Source organism: Rahnella sp. BIGb0236 (genome assembly GCF_004364755.1).
In the GTDB taxonomy this organism is placed as follows: Bacteria; Pseudomonadota; Gammaproteobacteria; order Enterobacterales; family Enterobacteriaceae; genus Rahnella; species Rahnella victoriana.
Window position 1 is genome coordinate 100199 of the sequence record NZ_SOAO01000005.1, and the last position, 17721, is coordinate 117919.

At 52.3% G+C, this 17721-nt stretch carries 18 protein-coding genes; 8 read left to right on the forward strand and 10 right to left on the reverse strand.

Translation table 11 applies throughout. From position 1 onward, the window contains the following. Positions 1 to 51: 51 nt before the first annotated feature. Positions 52 to 906, reverse strand: a complete 855-nt coding sequence (gene ampE / locus EDF78_RS12170) for a beta-lactamase regulator AmpE (protein WP_095924667.1) — start codon at positions 904 to 906, stop codon at positions 52 to 54. 61 nt (positions 907 to 967) lie between these two features. Continuing rightward, positions 968 to 1540, reverse strand: a complete 573-nt coding sequence (gene ampD, locus EDF78_RS12175) for a 1,6-anhydro-N-acetylmuramyl-L-alanine amidase AmpD (protein WP_133823182.1) — start codon at positions 1538 to 1540, stop codon at positions 968 to 970. Positions 1541 to 1634: 94 nt separating this feature from the next. Here ampD and nadC point away from each other — a divergent pair, with 94 nt between their 5' ends. The 4 genes from nadC (at position 1635) to hofC (ending at position 5983) form a co-directional block, all read left to right on the forward strand. Then, on the forward strand, positions 1635 to 2528 hold the full coding sequence (gene nadC / locus EDF78_RS12180; protein ID WP_131694279.1) for a carboxylating nicotinate-nucleotide diphosphorylase: 894 nt from the start codon (positions 1635 to 1637) through the stop codon (positions 2526 to 2528). 295 nt (positions 2529 to 2823) lie between these two features. Further along, on the forward strand, positions 2824 to 3273 hold the full coding sequence (gene ppdD / locus EDF78_RS12185; protein ID WP_133823183.1) for a prepilin peptidase-dependent pilin: 450 nt from the start codon (positions 2824 to 2826) through the stop codon (positions 3271 to 3273). Further along, positions 3270 to 4766 (forward strand): type II secretion system protein GspE, encoded by a 1497-nt coding sequence (gene gspE / locus EDF78_RS12190; protein ID WP_095924663.1) that lies wholly within the window; start codon positions 3270 to 3272, stop codon positions 4764 to 4766. Before ppdD ends, gspE begins: the two co-directional genes overlap by 4 nt. Next, the gene (gene hofC, locus EDF78_RS12195) at positions 4763 to 5983 is read left to right on the forward strand and encodes a protein transport protein HofC (protein WP_133823184.1); all 1221 of its coding nucleotides are present in this window, start codon (positions 4763 to 4765) and stop codon (positions 5981 to 5983) included. Before gspE ends, hofC begins: the two co-directional genes overlap by 4 nt. Before the next feature lie 66 nt (positions 5984 to 6049). Here hofC and EDF78_RS12200 read toward each other — a convergent pair whose 3' ends face one another. Then, the gene (locus EDF78_RS12200; protein WP_095924661.1) at positions 6050 to 7093 is read right to left on the reverse strand and encodes a GMP reductase; all 1044 of its coding nucleotides are present in this window, start codon (positions 7091 to 7093) and stop codon (positions 6050 to 6052) included. A 242-nt stretch (positions 7094 to 7335) separates the two neighbouring features. Here EDF78_RS12200 and coaE point away from each other — a divergent pair, with 242 nt between their 5' ends. The 3 genes from coaE to yacG are packed head-to-tail and all read left to right on the forward strand — an operon-like array spanning position 7336 to position 8917. Further along, positions 7336 to 7932: a dephospho-CoA kinase gene (gene coaE / locus EDF78_RS12205; RefSeq protein WP_095924660.1), complete on the forward strand. Its 597-nt coding sequence runs from the start codon at positions 7336 to 7338 to the stop codon at positions 7930 to 7932. Between the two features lie 25 nt (positions 7933 to 7957). After that, positions 7958 to 8710, forward strand: a complete 753-nt coding sequence (gene zapD / locus EDF78_RS12210; RefSeq protein ID WP_095924659.1) for a cell division protein ZapD — start codon at positions 7958 to 7960, stop codon at positions 8708 to 8710. A 9-nt stretch (positions 8711 to 8719) separates the two neighbouring features. Further along, on the forward strand, positions 8720 to 8917 hold the full coding sequence (gene yacG, locus EDF78_RS12215) for a DNA gyrase inhibitor YacG (protein ID WP_095924658.1): 198 nt from the start codon (positions 8720 to 8722) through the stop codon (positions 8915 to 8917). A gap of 67 nt (positions 8918 to 8984) precedes the next feature. On the opposite strand, the gene mutT is transcribed toward yacG, so the two are convergent. The 3 genes from mutT to secM all read right to left on the reverse strand — a co-directional run bounded on the left by mutT (position 8985) and on the right by secM (position 12825). Further along, entirely contained in the window at positions 8985 to 9386 is a 402-nt protein-coding gene (gene mutT, locus EDF78_RS12220; RefSeq protein WP_095924657.1) for an 8-oxo-dGTP diphosphatase MutT, read from the reverse strand. 113 nt (positions 9387 to 9499) lie between these two features. After that, on the reverse strand, positions 9500 to 12217 hold the full coding sequence (gene secA / locus EDF78_RS12225) for a preprotein translocase subunit SecA (RefSeq protein WP_133823185.1): 2718 nt from the start codon (positions 12215 to 12217) through the stop codon (positions 9500 to 9502). An 80-nt stretch (positions 12218 to 12297) separates the two neighbouring features. Continuing rightward, the gene (gene secM / locus EDF78_RS12230) at positions 12298 to 12825 is read right to left on the reverse strand and encodes a secA translation cis-regulator SecM (protein WP_095924655.1); all 528 of its coding nucleotides are present in this window, start codon (positions 12823 to 12825) and stop codon (positions 12298 to 12300) included. Between the two features lie 26 nt (positions 12826 to 12851). On the opposite strand from secM, the gene EDF78_RS12235 reads away from it, so the two are divergent. After that, positions 12852 to 13376 (forward strand): DUF721 domain-containing protein, encoded by a 525-nt coding sequence (locus tag EDF78_RS12235; RefSeq protein WP_095924654.1) that lies wholly within the window; start codon positions 12852 to 12854, stop codon positions 13374 to 13376. Positions 13377 to 13388: 12 nt separating this feature from the next. Here the strand turns inward: EDF78_RS12235 and lpxC are convergent, their stop codons facing one another. From lpxC to ftsQ, 4 genes are all read right to left on the reverse strand, one after another. Continuing rightward, complete coding sequence (lpxC, locus tag EDF78_RS12240) at positions 13389 to 14306, reverse strand: UDP-3-O-acyl-N-acetylglucosamine deacetylase (protein WP_095924653.1); 918 nt, start codon at positions 14304 to 14306, stop codon at positions 13389 to 13391. A gap of 98 nt (positions 14307 to 14404) precedes the next feature. Then, on the reverse strand, positions 14405 to 15559 hold the full coding sequence (ftsZ, locus tag EDF78_RS12245; protein WP_013577005.1) for a cell division protein FtsZ: 1155 nt from the start codon (positions 15557 to 15559) through the stop codon (positions 14405 to 14407). A 71-nt stretch (positions 15560 to 15630) separates the two neighbouring features. Continuing rightward, a complete protein-coding gene (ftsA, locus tag EDF78_RS12250) occupies positions 15631 to 16887 on the reverse strand; it encodes a cell division protein FtsA (RefSeq protein ID WP_009634688.1) in 1257 nt (418 codons plus the stop codon). Then, positions 16884 to 17720, reverse strand: coding sequence for a cell division protein FtsQ (gene ftsQ, locus EDF78_RS12255; protein ID WP_095924652.1), 837 nt, complete (start codon positions 17718 to 17720; stop codon positions 16884 to 16886). Before ftsQ ends, ftsA begins: the two co-directional genes overlap by 4 nt. Position 17721 lies beyond the last annotated feature (1 nt).

Sequence of the window (17721 nt, forward strand, 5' to 3'; positions counted from 1 at the left end):
CACAGAAATGTACCGGGCTTTTTTATTGCGATATTTGAGCAGAAACACAGATTAAATCAGGGTGCCGTAAATCGTCAGCAGCGCCACAACCACCAGAATAATCATCGTCACTTTACGTGCCAGCCCGACGGCCGCACGAGGCGTCTGTACCGGATCGGTATGCGGATCACGCGCCAGAGAGAATTGCGCCAGCCGCGTTAACACCTGATATTGCGAAGAGTGGATATCCCCCAGCGAGGCAAACCAGGCTGGCAAGGCTTTCTCACCATGTCCGAGCAGGGCATAAGCGACACCCGCCAGACGCACCGGGATCCAGTCGAGAATATGCAGCAAGGCATCAACACCGGACTGTGAGCGTTTCAGCGGCGTCATATGCCGCGCCAGCCAGGTCTGATAACCACGCAACGCCGCATATCCGCCGAGTGCAACAGGCCCGTAAGGCCCGCATACCACGAACCAGAACAACGGCCCGAGGTAATAACGGAAGTTAATCCACAGCAGGGCATTTTGCAGTTCCCGCAGACGCGCTTCATCGCTGCAATCGGTCGGCAGGCCGTGGATCAAGGCCAGTTCCTCTGCCATTTCCTGACAGGCATCGGCATCGCCCTGACGGGCAGACTTCAGGTAAGCGCGGTAATGCTTACGTTTAATCCCGGCACCGATGCACAACAGGCATAAAATCACCCATAAAATCAGGCTGGGTACGCCAAAGAACAAACCTTGTACAGCGCGCAATACCCCCCAGATAATCGCCATCCAGACAACGATAATGGCCAGTGTTTTCACCATCGAAGTCTGACGGCCACGGCGGAAAATCACCTCAAACCGATGATCCAGCTGCCAGTGTTCACCCAGTTTGAACAACCGTTCCCAAGCCAGCACCAGGAGTAAAGTAAATAACGTCATCGATTGTCACTCTCTCTCAACACATCACACGCTTAAAACAGAAACCGGAGAACAGGTTAATTCACTGGTCAGAAGGATTATTTTGCCCTACCGGCAACGTTAACAGCTTGCGATAAAATGCCCAGTCAAATTCAGGGCCGGGATCGGTTTTACGCCCTGGCGCGATATCACTGTGTCCGGTAATGGCATCCAGACTAATGGGATAGTGCTTAATTAACAACTCAGTAACCGCCGCCAGACTCCGATATTGCGCCGGCGTGAAAGGCTCGATATCCGTGCCTTCCAGCTCAATACCAATTGAGAAATCATTGCAACGCTCGCGCCCCTGCCAGCTGGATACTCCGGCATGCCATGCTCGTTTATCGAAAGGGACATATTGCACAATCTCACCGTCGCGGCGAATCAGACAATGCGCAGCCACCCGCAAATGACTGATCCCTTCAAAATACGGGTCATCCTGCGGATTGAGCGTGCCGGTAAACAGTTGATCAATATAAGGACCGCCGAATTTACCGGGCGGTAAACTGATGTTATGGATCACCAGCAATGAAGGCGTTTCATCTTCAGGGCGGAGATCAAAATGAGGGGAAACAACTTGCCGGGCTTCGGTGATCCAGCCTTGTTTTAAGTGCATCAAAGACCTCAATGATGTGCTCGGGTGGTACTTATCACAGCAACAGGGTAGCATGTTTTTTTGTCCTTCTTATCCGCCATTTCGGAGTATTTGTATGTCTACCCGCAGCTACAGCCCTGAAAGTCGCCGCGCACAGTTACTCGAACGTATCCAGAATGATATTCCTTCTCTTGTGACCCATGCGCTGGGTGAAGACCTTGGGGGTGAAGCCAATGCCAACAACGACTTAACCGCACAATTGTTGCCACAAGATAAAAACGCCAACGCCACAATCATTACCCGCGAAGCCGGTATTTTCTGCGGGCAGCAATGGCTGGACGAGGTGTTCACCCAACTGGCTGGCGATAAAATCACCGTCAAATGGCATGTCAAAGACGGCGATCGCGTTTCTGAAAACCAGACCTTATGTGAACTTTCAGGCTCTGCACGCATGCTGCTGACTGGCGAGCGTACCGCGCTGAATTTCGTGCAGACCCTCTCTGGCGTCGCCACGGAAGTGAATCACTATGTGGCGATCCTCGAAGGCACAAAAACCCAGTTACTGGATACGCGTAAAACCCTGCCGGGCCTGCGCACTGCGCTGAAATACGCCGTGTTATGCGGTGGCGGCAGCAATCACCGTCTGGGTCTGGCCGATGCGTTTCTGATCAAAGAAAATCACATCATCGCCTGTGGCTCGATCAAGGCCGCCGTGGAACGCGCACTGTGGATCCATGCTGAAGTGCCTGTAGAAGTGGAAGTTGAATCCATCGATGAACTGCAACAGGCACTGGATGCAGGCGCGGACATTATCATGCTGGATAACTTCACCGTGCCAATGATGCGTGAAGGCGTGGCCCTGACAGCTGGCCGCGCGCTACTGGAAGTGTCAGGCAACGTGACTGAAAAAACGCTGCGTGAATTCGCGGAAACCGGCGTGGACTATATTTCGGTCGGTGCGCTGACCAAGCATGTCCGTGCCATGGATCTCTCTATGCGTTTTAGCTGATCCTGGCTCTTTGCTGTTGCCCCTGAATTCCCTTCCGGGGGCAACACGACTGCTTCGGGATATTTCATCTTGCAGGCTTACCTTCGCACTCTCCCTTTCTGACCGCCACCGTATTTTTCATCTCATCTTCATTGTTGCGAGACATCACGCAAAACAGTTGTCGCGTTGACTTATCACCATTTTTTTGCTGGAAGACATCGTGGAAAAACCGACGATGGCGCTGGAAGCCGGTTTTATCTGCGTTTAGTTTGCTGCCTGAGAAACAACAACGCAGTCTTACAAAACGGAGAACGCCATGTACCGGCAACAAGGATTTACCCTCATTGAACTGATGGTGGTGATCGCGATTATTGCGATCCTCAGCGCCATCGGCATACCGGCTTATCAAAGCTATATCCAGAAAGCCGCCCTGACCGACATGCTGCAAACCATGGTGCCCTACAAAACAGGCGTCGAATTATGTGTGATCGACTCCGGCACCCTGACCGGTTGCAATGCAGGCTCTCAGGGCATTCCTGCAGCGACAACCAGCCGCTACGTCAGTCAGATACAGGTCAGCGCAGGGATCATCTCACTCACCGGTCAGCAGGCGCTGAATGGCCTAAGCGTAGTGATGACGCCGGTTCTGGATAATCAGGCAGGCGGCATTGTCTGGAGCAGAACCTGTTCCCATGCCAGCAGCGCCACAATGGTTGAAGCCTGCGAAAGCGTATTCCGCTTTGATACCACAGGAGCATTAAAATGAGTGATATGCCTCTGCGTCCGGTTTCGCCGGTCGACAACGATCGCCAGCAAAGTGAAGCTTCGCTGGATGCACTTTGCCAGCGTTATAAAGCGGTGATATTGCATCGTGACCATCAGATGATTCATGTGGCCTGCCATGAAGCAGAGCCGGATACCGAAACATTGAGCAACGTACTGCGCTTTGCCAGCGGCTTAAAAGTGCAACTGGAACGCTGGCCTCAGGCTCGTCTGGAACAGGTCATGCAACCGGAAAGCGCAGCAGCCGGAAAAGCAGCGACTGAAGAGGAAAACCGCCCGTCCAGCGCAAGAGATGAACACAATGAGCTGAACGATGAAAGTGATGCGCCGGTGATCAATGTGCTTAATCAGATACTCAGGCAGGCCATTACCCGCCGGGCATCGGATATCCACTTTGAACCCTATGAGCACAGCTTCAGGGTGCGTGTGCGTATTGACGGTGTGTTGCAGGAAATTCCCGGCCCCGAATTTTCTCTGGCGGCGGGCGTATGTGCCCGGCTGAAGATCATGGGGCAACTGAACGTCGCCGAACGCCGTTTACCTCAGGACGGCCAACTTTCAGTCATGCTGCAAAATAAACGCTATTCGATGCGGATCTCCTCGTTGCCCACCTTACATGGTGAAAAGATCGTGCTGCGGATCCTGCATATGACACAGCAAGATCTCTCAATGCCGCAACTGGGTTTCACGCCCCGTGATCTGGATTATTTCAAAGCCGCGCTCAAAAATCCGCAGGGGCTGATTCTGGTAACGGGCCCGACAGGCAGCGGAAAAACGGTGACCCTCTACAGCGGGCTGCGTCATCTGAATGCGATGACCCACAATATCTGCAGCGTAGAAGATCCGGTCGAGATCCCGGTAAGTGGCATCAACCAGACCCAGATCAACAGCAAAACGGATCTCAGCTTCGCCAGCGTCCTGCGCGCGTTGCTGCGTCAGGATCCTGATGTGATCATGGTGGGTGAGATCCGCGATAAAGAAACGGCCGAGATCGCCGTCAAGGCGGCTCAGACCGGGCATCTGGTGCTTTCTACGCTCCATACCAATTCCACCTGCGAGACATTAACCCGCCTGCGCCAGATGGGGATTGAAGGTTTCCATATTGCGGCCAGCTTACGTCTGGTGATTGCACAACGGCTGGTGCGAAAACTGTGCCCGCATTGCCGGAAACCGCATATTTCGTTGGTGGAGAAAGGGCCGGATGGCCGAAGCGGCCCTGTCCAGCTGTGGCTGCCTGCCGGATGCCATCAATGCTTTTCAGGCTATTACGGACGGACGGGCATTTATGAAGTACTGAATATCACCCCCAGACTGCAACAGGCATTGGTCGCCGAAGCGAGTGTGGATGAACTGAGTAAAATCGCCCGTGAACAGGGACAGAAGACCTTGCAGGAAGCCGGTATGTTACTGGTCGAACAAGGGATCACCTCTCTTGAGGAACTTTATCGCGTGACCGGCGAAGGTTCCGGCGCATGAACAGCACTGCTGATGTTTCTCAAACGTGGCAGTTATATCACTGGCAGGCCATCGACGCTCAGGGAAATATTCAGCAGGGCCACAGCATTGAGTCGGGCAAAGACGACATTTACCAGCAGCTTTTTGCTGCCGGGTTACAGCCGCTAAACATCCGCATGAGGCAGCGGCTTGGCAGAGGGTTCTGGAAAAATCCGGAGCGCGTTGCGTTTGTCCGGCAGCTTGCGACTTTGCTTCAGGCGGGTTTGCCTCTGGTCAACAGCCTGACACTGCTGGCAAATGAGCATAGCAAACCGGCCTGGCAATGCGTCATGGGGAATATTGCCAAAGGCGTACGGGAAGGAAAGCCCCTGTCAGCCATGCTGGGGATTTATCCGGATGTATTTCCTGATATTTACCGGCAGATAATTTCTGTCGGCGAACTGACAGGGCAACTGGATAAATGCTGTCTGCAACTTGCCGCTCAGCAGGAACAACAGGCTGAATTAAGAAGCAAAGTGAAAAAAGCGCTGCGCTATCCGCTGATCGTCTGTGTTATCGCAACGGTTGTGACCCTGCTGATGCTGACGTTGGTGCTGCCGGAATTTGCCAAAATCTATGCCTCTTTTGATGCCCAACTGCCGTGGTTTACGCGCATGCTGGTCAGTGCCTCTGATGCGTTGATCCGCACCGGTCCATGGATCACCGGCCTGCTGCTGGCAGCTTGTATTACCTATCGGCAAAAACTGCATCCGCATACACACTGGAAGTGGCGGGAGCAAATGTTACTGCTCAGGTTACCTCTGACGTCACGGCTGGTAACAGACAGTTGCCTCAGCCAGATATTTCAAACGCTGGCAATGACGCAACATGCCGGAATGACCTTAATTACCGGACTGGCGGCAGCCTCTGCGTCGATGTCTAATCTGCATTTTCAGGCGGCTCTCAGCGAGATACGCGAGAAAATCATGCAGGGCACGCCTTTACACCGTGCCTTTATTCAGTCGCCGCTGTTCCCGACACTTTGCCATCAGTTAATAAAGATCGGCGAGGAGTCCGGTTCTCTGGACGAGCTGTTACTGAAGCTGGCGCAATTGCATCACGACAAAGCCAACTCACTGGCGGATACCCTGGCACAAACTATTGAGCCGGTGTTGATGGCGGTGATGGGGATTATTGTTGGCGGGCTGGTGATTGCCATGTATTTGCCGATATTCCAGCTGGGATCGGTGATGGGATAAAATCAGGGAAAAATCAACGGAAGACAAAGCGGCGAAAACAGGTTCCGCCGCCATGATGAGGATCGCTTACTTGCTGCCGAACAGGCGGTTTTCCTGCTCTGCTACGCGGATAAAGGTTGTGCGTTTGGTCAGTTCTTTCAAACGCTCAGCACCGACGTAAGTACAGGCAGAACGCAATCCACCCAGAATGTCACGCACGGTGTTTTCAACCGGACCACGCAGAGGCAGTTTGACCGTTTTACCTTCTGCTGCACGGTATTCTGCAACGCCGCCAACGTGACGTTTCATGGCCGATTCTGAACTCATGCCATAGAAGAGCATGAATTTTTCGCCGTTCTCTTCGACAACTGTGCCTTCACATTCTTCATGCGCGGCCAGCATACCGCCAAGCATAACGAAATCGGCACCGCCACCGAAGGCTTTCGCGACGTCACCCGGTACGGCACAACCGCCATCACTGACAATCTGACCGCCCAGACCGTGTGCAGCATCAGCACATTCGATAACGGCGGAAAGTTGCGGATAGCCCACGCCGGTTTTTACACGGGTCGTACACACTGAACCCGGACCGATGCCGACTTTTACGATATCCGCGCCTGAAAGGATCAGCTCTTCCACCATTTCACCGGTGACCACATTGCCTGCGCAAATAACTTTATCCGGGCAGGCTTCGCGTACGCGTTGCAGGAATTCCACGAAATGTTCGGAATAGCCGTTAGCCACATCCAGACAAACAAATTTCAGCAGCGGCGAGAGAGCAAGAATTTGCAGTGTTTTGACGAAATCCGCTTCTGACGTACCGGTAGACACCATCACATTGCGCAGGACGGATTCATCCGACGAGGTGACGAAAGCCTGCCATTGCTCTACGGTGTAGTGCTTATGTACGGCGGTGAGGAGGCCAAAAGATGACAGCACGGTCGCCATGCGGAATGTTCCGACGGTGTCCATGTTCGCGGCAATAATTGGCGTGCCCGACCAGCTGATACCAGAGTGTTTGAATGTGAATGTGCGCTCCAGTTCAACTTCGGAACGGCTTTTGAGGGTAGAACGTTTAGGGCGGATAAGTACGTCTTTGAAACCTAACTTCAAATCTTCTTCAATGCGCATGACGGGTTTGTCCTGGTTTGGCGACGGGTCGCTAGGGTGTACAACATATTTTTAGACACCCTTTCCAGTGGTTTTATCATACACAGGAAAATGACAACGGCAAGATGGCTTTTACAACTCACATCACAGACTTTTGATTGTGCAGCTGAATAATTTTCGCATGAAAAACCAAGACGACAGCGGCTTGCACTTACTCATAATCTCTTTATCATTTACCTAACTAATTTTTTCTGAGCATCAGTATGAGCTATATCGTTGCATTGACAGGGGGGATCGGTAGCGGGAAAAGTACCGTCGCCGAAAGCTTTGCCCGCCACGGCGTAAATATTGTCGATGCTGATATCATTGCCCGTCAGGTTGTCGCCCCCGGCGAACCGGCTCTGGATGCTCTGACTGCGCGATTTGGCGAAAGTATTCTTCTCGCTGATGGTTCGCTGAACCGTCCGGCGTTACGGGAACGAATTTTCACGTATCCGGTGGAGAAAGAGTGGGTTAACGCATTGCTTCACCCCATTATTCACGCCAGAACGCAGACGCTGATTGCGCAGGCTGAATCGCCCTATGTGCTCTGGGTGGTGCCGCTGCTGGTTGAAAACGGATTACAGGCGCAGGCCAATCGTGTGCTGGTTGTCGACGTTGACCCGCAAACACAGCTTGCACGCACGATGTCGCGCGACGGCATCAGCCGCCAGCAGGCTGAAAGTATTCTTGCTGCACAGGTCAGCCGTGAAAAGCGTCTGGCCTGTGCAGATGACATTATTGATAACAGCGGCGCTCCTGAAACGATCGAACCGCGTGTTGCCCTATTACATCGCCGCTATTTACAACTTTCGGCGTGAGTAAACAGACAGGATATTGCCAAGCATGACTGATGTAGCTGCAACCGTTCTCTTTGAACATCCACTGAATGAGAAAATGCGTACCTGGTTGCGCATCGAATTTTTGTTACAACAGATGCATTCCAATGCGCAGATCACTGCCGTGGCTTCTGCCCTGCTGTTTTTCCGCACGGTATCGGATTTACTCGATGTACTGGAACGCGGTGAAGTGCGCACTGACTTACTGAAAGAGCTGGAACGTCAGCAGCAAAAATTATCGCAATGGAAGGACGTCCCCGGCGTGGATTTATCCCGGATTGACGGGCTGCGCGCTGAACTCAAGCAATGCGCGTCCGTGCTGATGAAAGCACCGCGAATTGGCCAGGCACTGAAAGAGGATCGTCTGATTGCTCTGGTTCGCCAGCGTCTGAGTATTCCCGGCGGTTGTTGCAGTTTCGATTTACCGACGCTGCATATCTGGCTGCATCTGGCACAGGCACAACGGGATCGTGAAGTGCAAAACTGGCTGGAAACGCTGGCACCGCTGCATAACTCACTGACCATGGTGTTAGGTCTGATCCGCCAGTCGGGTGCATTCCGCAATCAAATCAGCCTGAATGGCTTTTTCCAGGACAACGCCGAAGGCGCAGATCTGTTACGATTGCAGCTCTCGATGGAAAACCAACTTTATCCGCAAGTATCCGGGCATAAAACCCGTTATGCCATTCGCTTCTTACCACTCGACAGCGAACATGGCGTGGTTCCCGCGCGACTGAATTTTGAACTTGCCTGCTGCTAGGAGTTGCAAATGGACCCTGAAATCATTGAAGTAAATTGCCCGACCTGTCAGAAAATCGTGGTGTGGGGCGAAGAAAGTCCTTTTCGCCCTTTCTGTTCCAAACGTTGCCAGTTAATCGATCTCGGCGAATGGGCCGATGAAGAAAAACGCATTCCAAGCAAAGGGGATGTGAACGATCTGGATGACTGGAGCGAAGAAGAGATTTAACGCAGGTATGGGGTAAGCAAAAGGGGCGTTGGCCCCTTTTCAATATGTTCTTATATTCCAGACGTCATCAGTACTGATTATTTTTGAGCGCAGTCACAATGGCTTCGTTGGCAGGAGGGAATTCCTCCTCTTTCAAATCGGACTGCGCAACCCAGCGCTTCGGTTGTCCTTCTTTACCATACGGCTCGCCCTGCCACTCTTCCACCAGAAAGAAATAGAGCGTAATGATGCGATCCGGGAAGCGATGCTCCAGTGTTTTCAGCAGCACAGGAGATTTCGCATCAATACCGACTTCTTCCTGCAATTCACGAATAACTGCCTGCTCCGGCGTTTCGCCCGCTTCAATCTTACCGCCCGGAAATTCCCAGAAACCCGCCATATGTGACGAGGCATCACGCTGAGTGATAAAGATTTCATTGCCGGCATTACGGATAATGCCTGCGGCGATATTCAGTTGTTTAAGCGTCACAGTTTCCACCTTTCCGCTGACTCAATGACTGTTCTTATAGGGACTTTTAAGACAAAAATAAAGGCGGCAATTACGCCGCCTTCAAGATTAACACGATGACTTAGCCCGAGATCTTACTTTTGCAGGCTGCCATGGCATTGTTTGTATTTTTTACCGGAACCGCATGGGCAGAGATCATTACGACCGACTTTGCGGTCGCCTGATGAGGCAAGACGCGCCGCTTCAGCCACTTCGATTTCCTGCTGATCCTGATGGCTAAGCTGCTGCTGGCGAGCCAGACGCTCAGCTTCTTCACGACGCTGAATTTCCATCGCTTCCACTTCTTCAGGCATACGCACCTGAACTTTGCTCAGCACGCTGATCACTTCGTATTTCAGGGATTCCAGCATGGCAGCAAACATCGCGAAGGATTCACGCTTGTATTCCTGCTTAGGATCTTTCTGCGCATAGCCGCGTAAGTGGATGCCCTGACGCAGGTAATCCATTGCCGCCAGATGCTCTTTCCACAGGGAATCCAGTGTTTGCAGCATCACGCCTTTCTCGAAGTTACGCATCATTTCAGCGCCGACCACTTCTTCTTTGCGTGCGTAAGATTCTTTCGCGATTTCCATGATGCGTTCGCGCAGGGTTTCTTCGTGCAATTCAGGTTCTTTATCCAGCCATTCAGCAATCGGCATGTCGAGCTCGAAGTCTTTCTTCAGGCGCTCTTGCAGACCCTGCACATCCCACATTTCTTCCAGAGACTGTGGCGGAATGTAGCTGTCGATGGTTGCCTTGAACACATCTTCACGGATGCTGGCAATGGTTTCGCTCACGTCAGATACGTCCAGCAGTTCGTTACGCTGGCTGTAGATAGCACGACGTTGATCGCTTGCCACATCATCGTATTCCAGTAATTGCTTACGGATATCGAAGTTACGGCTTTCTACTTTGCGTTGCGCATTGGCAATCGCTTTGGTCACCCATGGGTGCTCAATTGCTTCGCCCGGTTTCATACCCAGTTTGCGCATCATGCTGGAAACGCGGTCTGAGGCGAAGATACGCATCAGGGCATCTTCCATAGACAGGTAGAAGCGGGATGAACCGGCATCCCCCTGACGACCCGCACGGCCGCGCAACTGGTTATCGATACGGCGGGACTCATGACGCTCGGTACCAATGATGTGCAGACCACCTGAAGCCAGAACCGCGTCGTGGCGGATCTGCCACGCGGCTTTGATTTCAGCGATTTGCTCGTCAGTGACGTCTTCACCCATGTTTTCCACTTCAACCTGCCAGCTGCCGCCCAGCACGATATCGGTACCACGACCGGCCATGTTGGTGGCGATGGTAACAGCACTTGGCTGACCTGCCTGAGCAACGATATCCGCTTCTTTGGCGTGGAACTTGGCGTTCAGAACGCTGTGTGCGATGCCCGCTTTGGTCAGTTCGTTAGACACCACTTCGGATTTTTCAATGGAAATCGTACCCACCAGAACCGGCTGGCCTTTGGCAGTACACTGGCGGATATCTTCGATGATCGCGCCAATCTTTTCCATTTCAGTCATGTACACCAGGTCGGCCATGTCTTTACGCACCATAGGGCGGTTAGTTGGCACAACAATGGTATCCAGCTTGTAGATAGAACTGAATTCGAATGCTTCAGTGTCCGCAGTACCGGTCATACCGGCCAGTTTTTCGTACAGACGGAAATAGTTCTGGAAAGTGATAGAAGCCAGCGTCTGGTTTTCGTTTTGAATATCAACGCCTTCTTTCGCTTCCACCGCCTGATGCAGGCCATCGGACCAGCGACGCCCCTGCATGGTACGGCCGGTGTGTTCGTCGACGATGATCACTTCGCCGTCTTTCACGATGTAATCAACATCGCGGGTAAACAGAACGTGCGCGCGCAGTGCGGCGGTCACGTGGTGCATCAGCATAATGTTGGTCGGGGAATACAGTGATTCGCCCTCTTCCATGATGCCTGCTTCCACCAGCAATTCTTCAATCAATACCAGACCGCGTTCTGTCAGGTGAACCTGACGCGCTTTCTCATCAACAGAGAAGTGGCCTTCACCCTGGAAGGTGTCGGAATCTTCTTTTTCCTGACGGATCAGTTTAGGGATCAGTTTGTCTACACGGGTGTACATTTCTGAGCTGTCTTCGGCCGGGCCGGAGATGATCAGCGGGGTACGGGCTTCATCGATCAGGATGGAGTCGACCTCATCCACCAGCGCGTAGTGAAGTTTGCGTTGTACGCGTTCTTCAGGGCTGAACGCCATGTTGTCACGCAGGTAGTCAAAGCCGTATTCGTTGTTTGTGCCGTAAGTGATATCCGCAGCGTAAGCAGCGCGTTTAGCCGGAGAAGGCATGCCCGGCAAGTTGATACCGATGCTCAGACCAAGGAACTCAAACAACGGACGGTTGTTTTCGGCATCACGCTGTGCGAGGTAGTCGTTGACGGTCACAACGTGAACGCCCTTGCCGCTTAATGCGTTCAGATAAGCAGGCAGGGTAGCAGTCAGCGTTTTACCTTCACCAGTACGCATTTCTGCGATGCAACGTTCGTTCAGTACCATACCGCCAAGCAGCTGCACGTCGAAGTGACGCATGCCAAACACACGTTTACTGGATTCACGCACCACCGCAAAGGCTTCCGGAATCAGGTTTTCAAGCACTTCACCTTTAGCCAGACGCTCGCGGAACTCATTGGTTTTCGCCTGCAGCTGCTCATCAGTCAGCTTTTGAATGTCAGGTTCCATGCGGTTGATCAGTTCAACCACTTTACGCATGCGGCGCAATGTACGGTCGTTACGACTACCAAAAACTTTGGTCAATAATTTGATTAACATAATGCTTAATATCTCTTGGAGGCCACCAGATGCAGCCAATAATTTGTTGATTTATAAATAGAGTTTAAAGGGACAGTCTGTTAAATCAGAGAGGCCGGGCCGGCACGAATGCCTTGCACCTGTGCTAACCACAGGCCGGTTTGATGCGATGAAGCAAGAGGGAGGAAAGGTTGTTGCGTCTGACGAATGATAACCGGCGGTTTAGACTCATGAGTCAGTAAGGCATTTAGCGTAACCAGCAGGGCAAGCTGCTGCACATGCAGCGGTTCGGCCTGCTGAATTTTGGCTTCCGGCTGCGCAACGGTGTAAACCACCTGCGGGGCCAGAGCAAAAGAAAGATGACGGATGACCGTGCGTAATGCATGCTGTTGCCAGTAATCCACACCAAAAGACGGGCGGCGGTTCGCCTGGAGTAACGCAAGATTACTCAGCCCTGTACTGCTGATGTTAAGACGGTTTAGACTTGAGGACGTATTGGAAACCGCAGGCAGTTCCGTTTGCGACAGGTTCGTTGACACGCCAAGGCTAGCCGCGACCATCCCCAACAGGAGATGCGGCCAAAAATACCTTCTGCCAAATTGTCGCCAACGATTTAGAATGCCAATCACAAGTTTACAATCCGCCGGAGCCCATCATGCGCGATAGTCGCCCACAATTATTAGATATCCTGTTCGATGATGCCTCTTCGACTGAACAAAGCCCGCTGCGTATTGTTCAACAGCGTGCTGCGGCGTTACTGAAACTCAACCGCGCAGTGAAAGGTCTGCTACCGGCACCCATGCAACCATGGTGTCGCGTCGGTAATTATCGACAGGGAGTGTTAGTGCTTGAAATAGCTAATGCCAGCTGGATGATGCGATTACGCTATGAACAACCCGCATTACTCTCTGCACTTCGAGCGCAAATTCTACCATCATTGTCATCAATCGACATCAGGATTAATCCTTCGCTCATGGCGAAAATGGAAAATGCTTCGCAGATCGCGATTAAAAATAAAGCGATCGCGTCTGAATCGATGCCGGTGAGACACTTGAGTGCGCAGAGTGCGGAAGAATTAAGAGGACTGGCGAGCCGTAGCCCGGAGAAACTCAGAAAAGCGTTAGAACGACTGGCTGAATTGGCCGGAGAGAGTGCCAAGCCAACCAGTCGTAATAAGTAATATCAGTACCGATTACGCCAATACTGTAGACGGTGCTTTAAAAGCCAGTGGCATTTCTGCCTCATCCTGGAACGTCACTAATTCCCAGGCTTCCTGCTTAGCCAATACCGCTTGCAATAACTTGTTGTTCAACGCGTGGCCAGACTTGAATGCGGTAAACGCACCAATGATGTTATGCCCACACATGAACAGGTCACCGATAGCATCCAGCATTTTGTGACGAACGAATTCATCTTCAAAACGCAGACCATCTTCGTTAAGCACGCGGTAATCATCCACAACAATCGCGCAATCAAAGCTGCCACCCAGGCACAAACCGCGTGACTGCAGGTACTCGATATCACGCATGAAACCAAAAGTACGTGCGCGGCTGATTTGGCGAACAAATGCTTCAGCGGAGAAGTTCATTTTGTAGCGCTGTGAACTGGAATCAATCGCCGGGTGATTGAAGTCGATAGTGAAGTCGAGAGAGAAACCATTGAATGGTTTGAACTCAGCCCACTTATCACCGTCTTCAACACGCACAGTGTCTTTGATGCGCAGGAATTTCTTCGCGCTGTTCAGTTCTTCAATCCCTGCATCCATCAACAGATAGACGAAAGGTGCAGCACTACCGTCCATAATCGGCACTTCAGGCGCATCGACTTCGATAACAATGTTATCAATGCCCAGACCCGCTAATGCCGCATTAAGGTGTTCTACCGTAGAAATGCGTACGTCATGCTCATTAACCAGGCAAGTACAGAGCATGGTATCACGCACGGATTTTGCATCTGCCGGGAAATCAACCGGTGGATTCAAGTCAGTGCGACGATAGATGACCCCGGTATTTGCCGGTGCAGGACGCAGAGTCAGGGTGACTTTCTTGCCGGTATGCAAACCGACGCCCGTCGCCTGAACGATACGTTTTAATGTACGTTGTTTGATCATCGTATTTATCTCGCAATGTTATCCATCCAACCGACCTAAGCATACCTTAAGGTCGGCGGGACAGTTTAGCACAAAGAGCGGAGATCCTACAATTCGGACTAGTCTGCCTGCTTACGCAGGAAGGCCGGGATGTCCAAATAGTCGGGCTCTTTATTAGATTGCGCGCTTTGATCATTCACCACTTTGGCAGCTGGCTTCGTTTCCTGCGGCAACGGAGACATCCCGTGCTGCTGGTAACGATGGTCCATAACCGGCTGGCTGGCAGGCTTATTGGTCACCAGTGTGATCTCAGGACGTTTGTCCATGCCGATGCCGGTTGCCACCACGGTAACACGCAATTCGTCATTCATTTCCGGGTCAAGGGAAGTCCCGATCACCACGGTCGCATTGTCGGATGCGAAAGCACGGATAGTGTTACCCACGGTTTCGAATTCATCCAGACGCAGGTCGAAGCCCGCAGTGATGTTGACCAGAACGCCGCGCGCGCCGGACAAATCGATATCTTCCAGTAACGGGCTGGAAATCGCCATTTCAGCGGCTTCTTCAGCACGGTCTTCACCGCATGCCACACCGGAGCCCATCATGGCATAACCCATTTCGGACATCACGGTACGCACGTCGGCGAAGTCGACGTTCATCAGACCCGGACGGGTGATCAGTTCAGCGATACCCTGCACCGCACCTTTCAGCACGTCGTTGGCCGCACCGAAGGCGTCCAGCAGAGAGATACCGCGACCCAGAACTTTTAACAGCTTGTCGTTCGGGATGGTGATCAGAGAGTCCACATGTTTGGACAGTTCAGCGATACCCTGCTCCGCGAATGCCATGCGCTTTTTGCCTTCAAAATTGAAAGGCTTAGTCACCACAGCAACGGTCAGAATACCTAAATCTTTAGCTACTTCAGCAACCACTGGCGCTGCACCGGTCCCGGTACCACCGCCCATGCCCGCTGCGATAAAGACCATGTCAGCACCTTCAAGCGCAGCGCGCAGGGCTTCACGGTCTTCTTCAGCAGAATTGCGACCCACTTCCGGGTTCGCACCAGCACCCAGACCTTTGGTAATACCGCTACCGATCTGAATCGTCTGGCCTACTGCCGTTTTACGCAACGCCTGAGCGTCTGTGTTAACGGCGAAGAATTCAACACCTTCGATGCGCTCACGCACCATGTGTTCGACAGCGTTGCCACCGCCACCGCCGACGCCGATGACTTTAATCACCGCGTCATTGGTCAGTTCCATAGGTTCAAACATAGTTTCTCTCCGTTTTGTGCCTGTCGCGTCGGGATCAAAAACCTTAACAGCATGATCCCGTTGTTAAAACATTAAAACTCTTTTCTCAGCCAGCTGTTGATTCGTTTGAACCAGTTGCCCACTGAGGCGCGTTTTTCCACTTCGGCCTCACCGCTCAGGTGAGACTCCTTCCCGTAGTGCAGCAGCCCTACAGCCGTTGAGTAGTAAGGTTCCTGCGCATAATCTGTCAGCCCGGTGATGTTCAGGGGTTGCCCGATACGCACCTGGGTATGGAATACCCGCTGCGCACAAGCTGCCAGACCATCAATTTGTGCTGCACCGCCTGTCAGAACAATACCGGCGGCCAGATGATGTTTTACGCCTTGCTGACGTAACTGCTCCTGCAATTGCAAAATTTCGTCGTTCACTAAATTCAGCAATTCTGTGTAACGAGGCTCGATCACTTCAGCCAGTGTCTGACGTTGCAGACTGCGTGGTGGACGTCCACCGACGCTCGGCACTTCGACGTTTTCGTCTTTGCCGACAATCGACCCTAATGCACAACCGTGGCGAACTTTGATGGCTTCGGCATCAGTCGGTGGCGTACCAAACGCATAAGCGATGTCGCTGGTGACCACATTCCCTGCATAAGGGATAACCTTAGTATGACGTAGTGCGCCGCCGGTATAAACCGCGATATCCATGGTTCCACCACCAATATCGACAACACAGACGCCTAATTCGCGTTCATCTTCGGTCAGAACCGCATAACTGGCCGCCAGACCGGCAAAAATCAGCTGGTCAACTTTTAAGCCACAGCGTTCAACCGCCTTCACAATGTTCTTCGCCATATCGTTATGGCAGGTAATCAGGTGAACCTTGGCTTGCATACGCACGCCGGAAAGTCCGACCGGGTTTTTAATCCCTTCCTGATAATCAATGGCATATTCCTGAGGGATCACATGCAGTACCCGATGTTCGTCACGTACGCGGACCGATTTCGCGGTATGCACAACGTTCTCTACATCTTCCTGCGTGACTTCCTCTTCTGAAATAGGAACCATCCCTATTTCATTCTGACAACTGATATGTTTACCAGACAAAGCAAGGTAAACAGAGGAAATCTGGCAATCTGCCATCAGTTCAGCCTGATCGATGGCGCGCTGTACGCACTTCACCACCGATTCCAGATCATTCACGCCACCCTTGTCCATGCCACGGGATGGGCAACTGCCCACGCCGATAATATTGACCATGCCATCGGGCAGAACTTCCCCCACCAATGCGGCGACCTTTGCCGTACCGATCTCCAGCCCAACTACCAGTTTTCTGTCCGTCGACTTGATCATTGTTGTTTAGCCTGTGCCTGATTCTGTTGCTGATTACTGTTTTGCTGGTCAATAAACTCTGGCGCCCAACCTACTGACGCACCGCTGTCATAACGTAAATCGACATAAGTGATGCGCTTCTTATCGGCTTCTGCCTGTTGCTGGAATCGCGGGTAGAGTTCGATAAAACGTTGTAAACGCCCCATCCGGTCATCTCTGCCCAATTCCAGCCGGACGTCATTATCCAGAGTTAACTGCCACGAGTGACGTGCACTCATTGCCACTGCTTTCAACGTGAACTTGCCGGCGGCCAGCGCCTGACTCATCGTTTGAAAACCCTGCAAAACATCCTGTTCGCTGCCTTCCGGACCGTAAAGCAACGGCATTTTCTGTTTGACCATACGCTCGGCGGGTATGCTGAAAGATTTGCCCCCGGCATCAACCATGTGCAAATCATTCCAGTGTGCGACCGGCACATACTCCACCAGATGTATCTTCAGTTCATTCGGCCATTGCTTGCGTACGCTGACCTGTTTTATCCAGGGTAAACGCTCTATCTGCTGCTGAATGACGTTTACATCCTGCGTCATGAACGTTCCTGGTGCCCCTAAGGACAGAATCGCCTGACGAATATCATCGTTGGTCGTGTAATGCCGTTCTCCGGTCACCACTAACTGGGACAACGGCAATCGGTTCGCATCCTGCATCCAGCCAACAACGGCCCACGCACTCCATAAAATCGTTCCTACTACCAGCAACAGAAACACGATCCCTGCCAGCTGGCCACCGTTACTGCGACGGCCATTGTTCTCGGCCGTCTCACGCTCTCGGGTATTCAGGGCGGCTTGAGACATA